Raw genomic sequence first — 13,907 nt, 5'->3', positions numbered from 1 at the left:
CCTGGGTGGGAGATGTTTTTTTTATTTACAAGCAGACGACGGCATACCAGATCTGGGTGGGTCTCGTGGGATGGGAGATGTGTTACCTTGCCAGGGATTGGCCGAATCTTCGACTTCTCGTCACGGCAGGAATGTGAGCGGACTCGACTCGTCAGGGGATCAGGCCGCCGCCGTCGGGTACGCCGAGGCTGTCGGGGATGGTTTCCGGGCCGATGTCCGCGCCGGTTCCGGGCACCCCGCAGGTGAAGATGTCACGCAGCGTCACAATGGGAGGGAAGGGAGCACGCGCGGTGGAGTGGTTCACAGCCCCCGAGTACTGGATGAGCCGGCTGGTCTTCCAGCGGGCGCTGGCCGTCATGTATCTCTTCGCGTTCCTGAGCGCGGCGCTGCAGTTCCGCGCGCTGACCGGCGAGCGCGGCATGCTGCCAGTGCCCCGTTTCGTCGCCCGGGTGCCGTTCCGGCGGGCACCGAGCGTGTTCCACCTCCACTACTCCGACCGCTTCTTCGCGGCCTGGGCCTGGACCGGCTGCGCGGTGTCGGTGGCGCTCATCGCGGGCCTGGACGGTCGACTGCCGCTCTGGGGCGGCATGCTGCTGTGGCTCGTGCCGTGGGCGATGTATCTGTCGATCGTGAACGTCGGCCAGACCTGGTACTCCTTCGGCTGGGAGTCCCTGCTCCTGGAGGTCGGCTTCCTCGCCGTCTTCCTGGGCAACGACGAGGTCGCCCCGCCGGTCCTGGTGCTCTTCCTGCTGCGCTGGATCCTGTTCCGCGTCGAGTTCGGGGCAGGTCTGATCAAGATGCGCGGGGACGAGTGCTGGCGGAAGCTGACCTGCCTCGACCACCACCACGAGACGCAGCCGATGCCGGGCCCGCTGAGCTGGTTCTTCCACCGGCTGCCGAAGCCGGTCCACCGGGTGGAGGTGGCCGCCAACCACTTCACCCAACTGATCGTCCCCGTCTTCCTCTTCGCCCCACAGCCCATCGCGACGGCCGCCGCGTCCTTGATGATCGTCACCCAGCTGTGGCTGGTCCTGTCGGGCAACTTCGCCTGGCTGAACTGGATCACGATCGTGGTCGCGCTGTCGGCCGTGGACTACGGCGTGACGCGGGGCCCGTCGGACGCCCCGCTCTGGTACGAGATCGTGGTCCTGGCCGTCGCCGCGGGGCTGCTCGCCCTCAGTTACCGTCCGGCCCGCAATCTGGTCTCCCGCCGCCAGGTCATGAACCGCTCCTTCGACCCGCTCCATCTGGTCAACACCTACGGGGCGTTCGGCAGCGTCAGCCGTCTCAGGCACGAGGTGGTGATCGAGGGCACGGCGGACGAGGTGCCGCGCGCGGACTCCGACTGGCGGGAGTACGAGTTCAAGGGCAAGCCGGGTGATCCCCGGCACTGGCCGCGCCAGTTCGCCCCGTACCATCTGCGGCTCGACTGGCTGATGTGGTTCGTGGCGCTCTCCCCCGCGTACGCCGGCTCCTGGTTCGGCGCGCTGATGGAGCGGCTGCTGGAGAACGACCGGGACACCCTGCGGCTGCTGCGCCGCTCCCCGTTCCCGGCGGACGAGCCGCCCAGGTATGTGCGCGCCCGCCTCTACCGCTATCGGTACACGAACTGGCGCGAGCTGCGGGAGACGGGCGCCTGCTGGCAGCGGACGTACGTACGGGAGTTCCTGCCGCCGACGCGGCTGGAGGGCTCCGCGCAGAAGGTGTAGTGCCCGAATACCGCTGTCGATACGTGCCCGAATACCGCTATCAAACCGGATGGAAACCCGGCCTCAGAATCATTGTCCCGGCACTTTCAGCCCTCTGCCGGAGGAGACGCATCTCATGGCACAGCCGGATCAGTTGGCAGCCGAGGCCACCGCGGAGCCCAGCAGGGCCGCCGTCAGCCTGGAGGACGTCACCAAGCGGTATGGCAAGGGCCGTGCGGCGGTGGACGCCCTGCGAGGCATCACTCTGTCCCTGCGGCCGGCCACGTTCACGGCGGTCATGGGGCCCTCCGGCTCCGGCAAGAGCACCTTCCTGCGCTGTGCCGCGGGGCTGGAGAACCCCAGTTCGGGGCGGGTGCTCCTGGGTGACATCGATCTGGCCGGGCTGAAGGAGAAGCAGCTCACGCTGCTGCGCCGGGACCGTATCGGCTTCATCTTCCAGGCGTTCAACCTGGTGGCCTCGCTGACCGCGGAACGGAACATCGTGCTGCCGCTGCGACTGGGGCGGCACCGGGTGGACACCGACTGGCTGGATGAGGTGGTGCGCCGTACCGGGCTCGAGAACCGGCTCGGCCACAGGCCGGCGGAGATGTCGGGCGGGCAGCAGCAGAGGGTCGCGGTGGCCAGGGCGCTGGTGACCCGCCCCGAGGTGGTGTTCGCGGACGAACCCACCGGGGCACTGGACCTGACGACCGCCCGGGAGGTGCTGCGGCTGCTGCGCGAGGTGGTGGACGGGCTGGGGCAGACGCTGGTGATGGTCACGCACGATCCGCTGGCCGCTTCGTACGCGGACACGGTGCTGTTCCTCGCCGACGGGAGGATCGTGGATCAGCTGCACGGGCCCGGCATCGACCCCGAGCAGGTGGCGGAGCGGCTGACCCGGCTGGAGGCCTGACGTGCTGCGGCTGGCGCTGAGCTCGGTGCGGGTCCACAGGTTCGGCTTCGTCGGGTCGCTTCTCGCCGTGCTCCTCGCGACCTCTCTCATCACGGCATGTGCGGCGCTGATGGAGTCGGGATTCCGGGCCGTTCCGCAGGTGGACCGGTTCGGTGCCGCGGCTCTTGTGGTGCGTACCGACGACAGCCTCGAGTTGACCACCGTCTCCGACGGCGTGCGTGAGGTCTCGACCGTCGGCCTCGACACCCCTCCCCCGGTGCCTGACGGGACGGCCGAGCGGGTGGCGGCGGTGGACGGGGTGGCGGGCACCGTCGGCGACACCCCCTTCCTGGCGCAGGCGGTCTCCGGTCGCGGCCCGGTTCCGACCGCACCGGACGGCGGACCGTCACACGGGCATGCCTGGGAGGCCGCCGCGCTCACCCCCTACGAGTTGCGCGCCGGAAAGGCACCGGACGGCGACCGGGACGTGGTCCTGGACGTGGCCGCCGCCCGGCGCGGCGGACTGTCCGTGGGCGACGAGGTGACGGTGGTGGCGGCCGAGGGCACCGCGGTCTACACCGTCAGCGGAACCGCCGCACCGCGCGGGCGGGACGAACTGCCCTCCCAGACCGCGCTGTTCTTCTCGGCGGCCGAGGCCGAACGGCTGGCCGGGGAGCGGAGCCAGTACCTGGGAGTGCTGGCCGAGGACGGGGTGTCGGCGCCGGTCCTGGCCGAGCGGATGCGCGACGCTCTGGCCGGTACGGATCTGGAGGTGCTGACCGGGTCCGCGAAGTCCAAGGAGGGATCCCCGGAGACCGCCGACCGGTTGTTCGTGACGACCCTTATGTTCGGCTCGGTCGGCGGCATCGCCGGTTTCGTGGCCGCGTTCGTCATCGCCGGGGCCTTCGGCCTGGCCGTGCTGCAGCGCACCCGGGAGATCGCCATGCTGCGCGCGATCGGCACCACTCCCCGTCAGATCCGGCGGATGGTCAACATAGAGGCACTGATGGTGGCCGTGGTCGCGCTGGTCCCCGGCTGTCTGCTGGCGATCCCGATGGCACGGGCGCTGAGCGCGACGCTGGTGGCCCAGGACGTCGCCCCGCCGGAGTTCCGTGCCGAGTTCACCTGGCTGAGCTTCGTCATCGGGGCGGGCGCGGGGCTCGCCCTCACGCTGCTGTCCGCCTGGTCGGTGACCCGGCGGATCTCGAAGATCGGGCCGGCCGAGGCGCTGGCCGAAGCGGATCGGCCGACGGCCCGGCTGCCCCGTACCCGGCTGGTGATCGGTGTGCTGATGGCACTCGGCGCACCCGCGGTGGCCGCCTACGGGGTGTGGATCGGCGCCGACATGGGGGCCGCTCTGCAGTCCCTGGTCGTGATGATGCTGATGACCGCCGCCGCGCTCCTCGCCCCTCCGCTTGCCCGGCCGCTGATTCGGATGGTGGGCGCCCCGATCACCCGGCTGACCGGCGTCACGGGTGAACTCGCCGACGCCAACTCGCGCTCGGCCGTCCGCCGGGTGGCCTCCGCCTCGTCGGCGGTGATGCTGAGTGTGGCGATGGCGTGCATGACCATCCTGGTCACCGGAGCGCTGCAGAACGGCACGGTCGACCAGAGCCGGGAACGGCTGCTGGCCGGCCAGGTGGTGGTGGGCGCGGGCGGCGGTGAGCTGCCGGCCTCGGTGGTGGAAGCGGTGCGCGAGGCGGCCGGTGCCGGCGCGGTTGTCTCACCCACTCGCTCGGCCTCGTTCATCACCCCGCACATGGGCGGCACCGAAGCGATGGCCGCGCAGGCGGTGGATCCGGCCACGGTCGGCAAGGTACTCGACCTCGGCGTGGAGGAGGGCCGCATCGAGGATCTGGGCGAACCCGGTGCGGTGGCGGTGAGTTCCACGCTGGCCCGGCAGCGTGGTTACGCGATCGGGGACACCGTCATCGGCTGGTTCCCGGACGGGGCACGGGCCGAGCGCACGGTCCGGGCGGTCTATGACCGGGGGCTGGGCTTCGGCGACGTTCTGCTGCCGGAATCGGCCTTCCGAGGGCATCTGGCCGAATCGCTGGTCAGCAGTGTGCTGGTCAAGGGCGGCAAGACGCTGGAGCCAGGATCGCTGTCCACACCGACGGCGGCCGTGCTGAGCGCCGGTGACTACTCGGCCGCGCTCAAGGACGCGTACAAGGACAGCAATCGCGGGACCTATCTCGCGCTCGGCATCCTGGTCGCGTTCACGGCGCTGGCCGTGGTGAACACGCTGGTGATGGGTACCGCGGCACGGAGCCGGGAGCTGGCCATGCTGCGGGTGGTGGGCACCACGCGCGCGCAGATCACGGCGATGGTCGGCCTGGAGACGCTGGTCGTGGTCGTGATCGGTGCCCTGGTGGGCACGGCGGCGGCACTCGTCGGTCTCGCCGGGGCGGGTTCGGCCGTCACGGGTGGCTTCGCGCTGCCGGTGCCCTGGGGCGAGTACGGCCTGGTGGTGGCCGGGGTCGGGGTCCTCGGCGTACTGGCCGCGCTGCTTCCGGCGGCGGTGGCGGTCAGGGCCCGGCCCGCGGAAGCGCTGCGCTACTGAGAGGGGTGCGGGCCGGGCGGTCACAGCTTCGGGAACTCGCTCGGCTTGATCCATTCGCGCAGCGAGGCCGTCACCAGCAGCGGCAGGCGGTAGCCGTGGACCTTTGAGTCTCTGTCCTCGTTGTACTCGACCTCTGCCAGGTGCAGGTCCGTCAGCCGCTCGAGGAGCCCCTCAGCGGTGCCCGCCGGCCGGCTGAGGAGTGTGCCCGCACGTTCCGATGTGAGCGGCTCCGAAGCGGCGCACAGCAGTCGCAGCATCTCGGCTTCCGTGGCCGACAACTGCCGGTAGGCCCGTCGGAGTTGGTCCACGAACGAGAGATCGCCCGCCGTCAGCTCGCGGGCCAGTCGCCGCGGATCCGCCAGCCGGGCGGCGTAGCGGGTGAGCGAGAGGTTCGGCCGGGCGGCGAGCCGGGCCCCGGCGATCCGGACGGCGAGGGGCAGACGGTCCACCGCGTCCACGATCCGCTCGGCCGCCTCGCGTTCGGCGCTGACCCGGTCCGCGCCGATGATGCGATCGAGGAGCCGTAACGCGTCCGCCCGGCCGAAGCGGCCGACGTGGATCACACGGGCGGCCTCCAGGCCTGCCAGCCGGGAGCGCGCGGTGACCACGGTCACCGAGGATCCGGTGCCCGGCAGTAACGGCCGTACCTGTGCCTCGCTTTGGGCGTCATCGAGCAGGATCAGCATCCGCAGCGGCGCAAGGCGGGCCCGCAGCAGGCCGGCCAACTCACCGGTGTCGGTCACGGACGCGTCCGGGTCGGCGCCCAGGGTGCGCAGCAGCGAGGTGAGCACCAGGGACGAGGGACGGGGGGCGCCTCCCGGAGTGGCCAGGTCGACGCTCAACTGCCCGTCGGGGAAGTCATGGTCCAGTTGGTGGGAGAGATGGACGGCGAACGCCGTCTTGCCTGCGCCGAGCGGCCCGGTGACCACCATCAGCGAGGCACCGCCGGTGCGGATGGCCGTGAGCGCGACGCCTAACGCGTCTTCCCGACCGGTGAAGTCGCCGATGGTACGCGGCAGCCGACGGGTCCAGCGGGTGACCGTGGCTCCACGCCGGTCGGACGGCTGGGTGGTGACGCTCTTCCGGGACGGGCGGGTGCGGCCGGTGTGGGCCTCCACATCGGCGGCTTCCGGCTGTGGGGCGGCCAGGGGTGCGGCGTGTCCGTCTGCCGCGTCCGCGTCCGTGGCCGGGACGGCGGGGCGCGCGGTGTGGTTCACGACGATCGTGGCGCGTGGAGCGGGGAGTTCCTCCAAGGGGCCGCCGCCGAGGATCAGCTCCTGCAACTGCTGTAACTGTGACGAGGGTTGCAGCCCGAGCTCCTGGGCGAGCAGCAGACGTACGGCGTCGTACGCCGCCAGCGCCTCGCTCTGTCTGCCGGACAGGTAGAGCGCCTGGATCTGCTGGACCCGCAGCCGCTCCCGGAACGGATGAGTGCGGATCGCCGTCCCGATGGCATCGACGACCTCGGCGTACCGGCGGAGGCTGAGTTCGGCGTCGAAGTGATCTTCCATCACCCCGGCCCGGACTTCCTCCAGATGCACCGACTCCGCCTGAAGGGTGGGGACGGCCAGTAGATCGGCCAGCGCTTCACCGTGCCACAGGTCGAGTGCCGCCGCGAACCGGCCGGCGGCCGGTTCGACCTCGCCTCGGGCGAGGTCGGCACGGGCCTTGCGGACGTCGTGCTGGAACCGGTGCAGATCCAGTTCGCCGGGACGCAGTTCGAGCCGGTACCCGGGAGGTGCGTACTGGAGCCTGCCGGGGGCTTCCTCCTCGTCGAGGAGCTTGCGCAGGTGCCATACGTAGACCTGGAGGTTCTTGTTGGCGGTGCGCGGCGGGGAATCGCCCCACAGCGTCCGGACGAGCCGGTCCACCGAGACGGCGGAGCCGGCCCGGCAGGCGAGCGCAGCGAGCAGTGCGCGTTGCTTGAAGGAGCTCACTCTCACCGGCTTGGCCCGGGACATCACTTGGAGCGGTCCCAATATCCTGATCTGCAGCGCTGGATCCATGGGTTCCCCGATACCCTTGACTGCTACGGGAGCGCTCCCACTGGTCAAGTGGCGCTTGCTCCCCAGTTGTCGATCTGTTCGCCGAGTGATGCTCTCCGCCAAGCCCCGGCCCGCGCACCACCAATCGAATGTTACTCCTGACCCCTCGTCAAGCCGTAGGAACATTCGTTCAACTGGACTTCTGACAGCGGGACTTCCTGCCTGAGGTGGATCAGCGGCGGACGCCTGCCGCCTGTGCCGCGTCCACCATGCCCGCGCCGTAGAAGCCGTTGCCCCACCGGGTCTGGCAGACCGCGTCCGGCTCGCCGTTCCCGTCGAGGTCGTACCGATCCGGGCAGGCCAGCCGGTCTGCCTGGGCGAGAAGCCCGCCGGTCAGCAGCAACGGACCCCATCCCGGATGACGGGACTTCAGCAGTGCGGCTGTGCCCGTCACATGCGGGGCCGCCATCGATGTGCCCTGCAGCCACTGGTACTGGTCGCCCGGGAAGGTGGACAGCACCGCCCCTGTGGTGGCCGGTGGCACGGGGGCCTGCAGGAGGTGGTCGCCGCCAGGTGCGGTGAGCTCCGCGACGCCGGTTCCGTAGTTCGAGTACGACGACTTCAGGTCCTTGGGGCCTGTGGCCGTGACCGTCAGCACTCCGGGCAGCTCGTTGGGCAGGTCCAGGCAGGAGTTGTCGACCGGCCGCGCGCTCGGCTCGGAGTCGGTGGGGCTGGCCCTGTCCACCGTCTTGTCGGCCAGGTCCAGGTGCAGGTTCCCGGCCGAGGCTATGTTCAGCACACCACGCAGCTGGGCGTAGCCGGTGGCCCTGCGCAGCGCCTCGCTGATGGCCTTCTGGTCGGGCTGGCCGGGGCAGTTGAAGTACCAGGGGTCGACGAAGTAGCTGTTGTTGGTGATGTCGAAGTCGTGCTCGGCGGCCCATATGAACCCGCACAGGACGCTCTCCGGGTAGAAGTAGCCGCCCTGTCCCTCGGCGACCTTGACGGCGGCGATCCGCACGCCGGGGGCCACGCCCGCGACGCCCTTGCCGTTCTTCGCGGCGGCGACGATCCCCGCCACATGAGTGCCGTGGTACCAGCCGGCGGTGGACGGGTCGGGGCGCCAGGCGCCGGCCTTACGGTCCGGCTTGCCGCCCACGCAGTTCACGGAGTTCGCGGCGTCGAAGTTGGCGGCCAGGTCTTCGTGGGTGTCGTCCACACCGGTGTCGATGACGCCGACCCGGACACCGGGGCTGCCGACCGTGACACCGTGTGCCTTGTCGGCACCGATCCGGCGGAGGTTCCACTGCTCGGCCGAGAGCGGCTCCTCGCCCTTCGCGGAGCGGGCGGCACCTGCCTTCGGCGCGGTACCGACGGGCTGCTCGTACGCGAGGGCGCCGCGCTCGGCGGCGGTGCCGGGACTCGCGCCGATCGGGACCGTACGCGTGGCTCCGGCGGAGGCGACGCCCGACCTGCCGCGGACGCGGTATGCGAAGCCGGCGCGGTCGGAGTGCGCCACCACGACACCGATCTGCGGGTAACTGGCGATCACCGTGCCGCCCTCGGCGGTGACGGCTCGCACGGCCGCCGACGTGCCCAGTGGGCCGCCCTTGGCGTTCACCAGATAGCTGAGCGTGCCCGGTGCGTCGGAACCGGCTGACGCGGCGGCGGATTCCGCTCTCGCGCGGCCTGGTTCGGCGGCGGTGGCGGTCGGCGCGGACACCGTGGCCGCCGCGACGAGGGCGGCGGCGACGAGTAACGCCGGTGAGCGGTGGGCGAGACGGTTGAAGAGCGTGCGATGCACGATCGGAGTCCCCTTCGGCTCGGTGGTGGCTGGTTCGTGGGCGTGTGAGGGGCGCTGCGCCGGGTCGGATGCGGTCGGATGCCGGTCGGATGCGTGGCGGCGGATCGTGGTGCGAGTGTCAGTCGACGGGGCGCAGCAGTTCCTCCAGGCCGTCGATGACCCGCAGGCCGGCGGCCCGGCGCGGCTCCGCGGCGGTGTCCAGGACCCGCGCGAGGCCGAGCACCGCGGCGAGCCCGGGAGCGGCGGCGCCGTCCGCGCCGGCCGCGAGCAGTTGCTGGGCCCGGCGGCTGCGCTGGACCAGACGCAGCGCCACGGCCGCCTGCCCGGCGAAGAGTGCGAGCAGGTCCATGGCGACCAGCGGGGTGCGCAGTTCGCGGTTGCGGTCGAGGACTTCGAGCACGCCGAGCACTTCCTCGCCGTGCAGCAGTGGGGCTGCCATCAGCGCCTGCGGCACATAGGCGGTGGACTCGGCGAGGTCGCGGGCGAAGTTGCGGTCCGCGGCCACGTCGTCCACCTCGATGGGCTGCCGGGACTGCAGGACCCAGCCGGCGATGCCCCGGTCCGCCGGGAACCGCCGCCCCACCAGGTGGTCCTCACCCTTTCCGGACACCGCCTCGAAGATCAGCGCGCTGCGGCCGGCGCTCTCGTCGAGGAGGAAGATGGAAGCGGCCTGGGAATCGAAGATCGCCCGTGCCGTTTCCACCACGGACTGCAGCAGGCGGGCGTGCTCGCGCTCGGACTCGATCAACTGGGCGGTCGGCGAGGCGGCCGGAGATCCCGGTGACTGAGGCGGAAGGCTCATGAGTGTTCTCTCCTGACGTTCTCGGAGGCGAGGAACAGCGCCTGTTTGACCTGGAACGGGGTGAACCCCGGATGCTTCGCGAGAATGCGCGCGCACATCCCGGCGACATGCGGAGTGGCAAAGCTGTTGCCGGTGCACCGCCGGGTGGTGCCGCCCGTCCAGGCCACCGGTACCTCGACCCCGGGGGCGAAGAACTCCACCGGCGGCGCGGGGTTGTAGAGCAGCAGCTCGGGGTCCTCCTGGTCGTGGGAACCCACCGAGATCACCGAGGAGAACCGCCAGGGATAGCTCTCGACCGGCATGTTGTGCGCGGAGGCGACCAGGAGCACCCGGCCGAAGTAGGCGTGGTCGGCGATCTCGTGGAGGGCCTCGGCGAACTTCCGGCGGGTCGTCGAGAGGCTCATGTTGATCACGTCGTAGCCCTGCGCGACGGCCCAGCGGACGCCGGCGATCAGGGCGTCGCCGCTGCCGCGGAACCCCGAGCCCAGCACTCGTATGCTGTGCACCTCACAGTCCGGTGCGAGACGGCGGATGACGGAGGCGCAGGCGGTGCCGTGCCCGCAGGCGTCGCCCTCCTCGTCCTCGACGAGCCGGTAGCCTTCGTCACCCTCGCCGCGGTGCACGGCGTGACTCGAGGCCAGTGCGCCGATCGCGGGGTGTCCCGCCTCCACCCCGCTGTCCAGGACGCACACGCGGACGCCGCGTCCGGTGGAGCCTCCCCAGGCCCACTCGGCGCCGCCCGCGACGTCGGCCCATTCGGTGACCGTCTCGATCTCGGCCCGGTCGCGGCCGACCAGATTCCAGGTGAGAGTCCGCGTCGCCGTGGTCATTCTCGGCTTCCTCCGTCGCTCCCGGGCGGCCCGGCCGGTCCGCTCCTGTCCGAATCCAGGGCGGCCCACAGCGTCTCAGCGCGCCGGATGCCGACCAGATGGCCCTTCGCGGCGAACCCGTCGCGGGCCGAGTGCAGTGCGTCCAGGGCGTCCTCCGTGCGGCCGAGTACTGCCGCGACGTGCGCCCGGTCGATGTCGACGCCGGCCCGGCAGACCGGCGAGTCGGTGCTGCGGGAGGCCTGTTCGGCCAGCGTCAGATGGTGTTCGGCGGCTGCCGCGTCCCCGTGTACGGCGGCCAGCCGGGCCTGCATGCCGTGCAGGTCGGCCGCGGCGCCCGGGCGTGACTGCTCTTCGGAGAGTGCTGCCAGGAGGGGCGCGATGAGTCGCCGGCACTCCTCGGCCGACGCCGGATCAGCGGGTCCGGCGGTGTCTGCCGCGATGCGGTCTGCGCCACTGCGCAGCAGCAGGACCCGGGCCAGGTCGCGCACCGCGTTGGCGTGCAGTTGGCGGTCGCCCAGCCGGTCGAGGTCCTCCGCGGCGCCGCGGAGCAGGGACTCGGCCTCCGGCAGTCGGTCCGCGAGCACCTCCGTGGCCGCTGTGAACAGCCGGGTCGCCGGTACGGCGAAGAGGTGGCCGAGGTCGGTGAGCGTCTGCTCGGCGTCCGCGAGCCGGCTGCGCGCGTCGTCGAACCGGCCCCGCATGGCGAGCAGTACGGCCATCGGGCAGGAGATGGTGGCCCTGGCCAGTCGGCGTCCTGCCAGGTGGCCGCCCATGAACTCCCGGCAGCGACGCAGTGCCGCAGGGGTGGGCTCGGGTCCCAGCCACAGCGAGACGGCGAGCGCGCCCAGGATTCCGGCCTGGTCCAGCTCGGCTCCGGCCCGCACCGACTGGTCCAGCGCCTCGTGCAGATAGCCTGCGGCCTCGGCGTACTGCCCCAGGCCCTGCTGGTGCTGGCCGAGCCGGAGCAGCGCGCGGGCCCGGCCCAGCGGATCGTCGTCCGCGGTGCAGACCTCCAGCGCCTCCTGGGCCGTCGCCGTGGGGTCGGGGTCGGTTTCGGGTACCAGGTAAGCGAGTTGCAGCCGCGCCCGGGCGGCGGTGGCCCGATCCCCTGTACCACGGGCCTCCTCCAGCACAGCGAGCAACTCTGCGACGGCGTCCTCGGTGTCCCCGGAGGCGAGGCGGGCCTCCGCATGGGCGACACGCAGGTCGAGTCCCGCGCCGGGCAGCGCGATGGCGCGCGCCAGCAGCTCCTCCGCCCAGCCGATGTCACCTTGCCGCAGTGCGGTGGTGCCGGCCTTCGCGAGATGCCCGGCTGCCCGCACACCGACGTCCCGCGCGCCGCTGTCGATGGACCCGAGTTCGAGCCGCAACCGGTATGCCTGCTCCATGTGGGTCCCGATTTCCGCGTGCGGGATTCCGCCCGGGAGCGCGGCGCCCACGGCGCCGGGTATGCCCGGCTGCCCGTCCCCGCGGGGGGGCACAGCGTCCAGGGCACCTGCGGCACCCGGCAGATGCCCGGCGGACGAACCCTGCGGACCGGCGGTGACACCGGCATCCGGCGGCGCACCGAAGGCAGTGGCAGCCGCGCTGCCCGACACGGACGGCTGCCCGGCCGCCAGGCCCTCCAGGTGCTCTGCGAACCGTTCGTGCCGGCCCGCCCGCACGAGCTTCGGCATCCGCTCGTAGGCCACGTCCCGCACCAGTTGGCTGGCGAACCGCAGGCGCCCGTTCGGCTCGTTGCCCGCCTCCACCAGCCGGCGTCGCAGAAGTGCCCGTATCACCGGCTCCAGTTCGAGGGACGCCGCGGCGTCACCGGGCCGGTCCCGCAGTACGGCGACGTTCGCTGTCGTGAAGTCCGTGCCGATCACCGCGGCGGCCTCGAGGACGGCCCGTTCCTCCGGGGCCAGCCGGTCCAGACGAGCCTCGATCACGGCGCGTACCGACAGCGGCATCCGTTCCGCGTCGCCGCCCTCTCGCAGCATGCCGGTGATCTGGGTCAGGAACAGCGGGTTGCCTTCGGAGCGGGCCACCAGCCGGTCGAGGTCCATCGTGGCGTGGCCGACCACATCCTCGCCAAAATCGCCGCCCTCGCTCACGGCGTCCGCGGTGACCAGGGCCGAGACGAGTTCGCGGCAGTCGTCCGGGGCCAGCGGCGGCACCACCAGAGACGTCGCGTGCAGTTTGCCGCTTCCCCAGCTGGTGCGCTGGTCGAGGAGTTCCGGCCGTGCGCCGCACACCAGCAGCAGCGGCACGCCCTGTACCCAGTCGGCGAGATGGTCCACGGCGGCGAGCAGGTCCCGGTTCGCCCACTGCAGATCGTCCACCACGGCGACCAGCGGCCGATGCCCGGCCAGTGCGGTGAACAGGTGCTGCAGTGCCCAGCAGGTCTCCTCCAGTGTGGTCCCTGACACCCCTGTCCCTGCCAGCCGCAGCAGCACCGCCGAAGCTGTCGCGGCCGTCTCGCCGGTGCCGAGCACGGTGGCGAGGCGGTCGCGCGGGGACTCACCGAGCAGTGTGTTCAACAGTCCGGCCAGCGGGGCGAGACCGCCGACGCTCCCGTACGGCAGACAGCGGGCGCCGGCGACCTGGGCGCCGCGTCCCCCGGCTTCCTCGGCGAAGGCCCGCAGCAGCCGGGTCTTGCCGACACCGGGGTCGCCGAACAGGGTGACCAGATGGCAGTTACGGCCCCGCTCGACCCGGCCGAGCACCAGCCGGAGCTGCGTCAGTTCGTCGCTGCGGTCGACCAGCGCCGTGGTCGACCGGCGGTCCGGGTCCTGTGTGTCGGAGACCACCGAGCGCAGCGACCAGACCGGGACAGGACCGGCGATGCCCTTGACGGTGATCGGCTCCAGAGGGTCCGCCTCGATGGCCGCGGCGGCCAGACGACGGGTGGCCGCACCGATCAGCACCTGCCCGGCGGGGGCGTGCTGCTCCAGGCGGGCCGCGATGTTCACCACCTCGCCGGAGACGAGTGTGTGTCCGTCCGAAGGGCTGCCGGAGGCCACCACCTCGCCGGTGTGCACTCCGATCCGCACCGCGAACCTGGTACCGACCTCCCGCTCCAGCTCGTCACCGAACGCGGCGACGGCCTCCAGCATGTCCAGTGCGGCGCGGCAGGCGCGCAGGGCGTCGTCCTCGTGTACCGCGGGCACTCCGAACACCGCCATCACCGCGTCCCCGATGAACTTCTCCACCGTGCCGCCGTACCGCTCGAGGCAGCCGCGCATCAGGGCGTAATAACGGAGCAGGACATGGCGCAGCGCCTCCGCGTCAAGGCGCTCGCTGAGTGCGGTGGAGCCGACCATGTCGCAGAACACCACGGTGACCGTCCTGCGGGTCTCCGGCG

The 13,907-nt window shown here is 71.6% G+C and carries 8 protein-coding genes; 3 read left to right on the top strand and 5 right to left on the bottom strand.

Annotated elements, in window-relative coordinates; genetic code table 11:
- The first annotated feature begins 290 nt into the window (after nucleotides 1-290).
- The 3 genes from G5C60_RS17985 to G5C60_RS17975 all read left to right on the top strand — a co-directional run bounded on the left by G5C60_RS17985 (nucleotide 291) and on the right by G5C60_RS17975 (nucleotide 5,143).
- Nucleotides 291-1,709: a lipase maturation factor family protein gene (locus G5C60_RS17985; protein WP_165260403.1), complete on the top strand. Its 1,419-nt coding sequence runs from the start codon at nucleotides 291-293 to the stop codon at nucleotides 1,707-1,709.
- 115 nt (nucleotides 1,710-1,824) lie between these two features.
- Complete coding sequence (locus G5C60_RS17980; RefSeq protein WP_165260401.1) at nucleotides 1,825-2,601, top strand: ABC transporter ATP-binding protein; 777 nt, start codon at nucleotides 1,825-1,827, stop codon at nucleotides 2,599-2,601.
- Between the two features lies 1 nt (nucleotide 2,602).
- On the top strand, nucleotides 2,603-5,143 hold the full coding sequence (locus G5C60_RS17975) for an FtsX-like permease family protein (protein WP_165260399.1): 2,541 nt from the start codon (nucleotides 2,603-2,605) through the stop codon (nucleotides 5,141-5,143).
- A 20-nt stretch (nucleotides 5,144-5,163) separates the two neighbouring features.
- On the opposite strand, the gene G5C60_RS17970 is transcribed toward G5C60_RS17975, so the two are convergent.
- From G5C60_RS17970 to G5C60_RS17950, 5 genes are all read right to left on the bottom strand, one after another.
- The gene (locus tag G5C60_RS17970; RefSeq protein WP_165260397.1) at nucleotides 5,164-7,080 is read right to left on the bottom strand and encodes a BTAD domain-containing putative transcriptional regulator; all 1,917 of its coding nucleotides are present in this window, start codon (nucleotides 7,078-7,080) and stop codon (nucleotides 5,164-5,166) included.
- A gap of 280 nt (nucleotides 7,081-7,360) precedes the next feature.
- Nucleotides 7,361-8,929, bottom strand: coding sequence for a S8 family serine peptidase (locus G5C60_RS52165; RefSeq protein WP_165260395.1), 1,569 nt, complete (start codon nucleotides 8,927-8,929; stop codon nucleotides 7,361-7,363).
- 118 nt (nucleotides 8,930-9,047) lie between these two features.
- Nucleotides 9,048-9,731, bottom strand: a complete 684-nt coding sequence (locus G5C60_RS17960; protein ID WP_165260393.1) for a GAF domain-containing protein — start codon at nucleotides 9,729-9,731, stop codon at nucleotides 9,048-9,050.
- Nucleotides 9,728-10,561, bottom strand: coding sequence for a S8 family peptidase (locus G5C60_RS17955; protein WP_165260391.1), 834 nt, complete (start codon nucleotides 10,559-10,561; stop codon nucleotides 9,728-9,730). Before G5C60_RS17955 ends, G5C60_RS17960 begins: the two co-directional genes overlap by 4 nt.
- Nucleotides 10,558-13,866, bottom strand: a complete 3,309-nt coding sequence (locus G5C60_RS17950) for an AAA family ATPase (protein ID WP_241266886.1) — start codon at nucleotides 13,864-13,866, stop codon at nucleotides 10,558-10,560. Before G5C60_RS17950 ends, G5C60_RS17955 begins: the two co-directional genes overlap by 4 nt.
- Nucleotides 13,867-13,907 lie beyond the last annotated feature (41 nt).

Source organism: Streptomyces scabichelini (genome assembly GCF_011045015.1).
Taxonomy (GTDB): domain Bacteria; phylum Actinomycetota; class Actinomycetes; order Streptomycetales; family Streptomycetaceae; genus Streptomyces; species Streptomyces scabichelini.
This window is presented reverse-complemented; position numbering and strand designations above follow the sequence as displayed.

What these genes read in the sequence shown, in the direction of transcription:
- G5C60_RS17980 (WP_165260401.1), top strand. Translation starts at nt 1,825, where the DNA reads ATGGCACAGCCGGATCAGTTGGCAGCCGAGGCCACCGCGGAGCCCAGC.
- G5C60_RS17960 (WP_165260393.1), bottom strand. Translation starts at nt 9,731, where the DNA reads ATGAGCCTTCCGCCTCAGTCACCGGGATCTCCGGCCGCCTCGCCGACC.
- G5C60_RS17955 (WP_165260391.1), bottom strand. Translation starts at nt 10,561, where the DNA reads ATGACCACGGCGACGCGGACTCTCACCTGGAATCTGGTCGGCCGCGAC.
- G5C60_RS17950 (WP_241266886.1), bottom strand. Translation starts at nt 13,866, where the DNA reads ATGGTCGGCTCCACCGCACTCAGCGAGCGCCTTGACGCGGAGGCGCTG.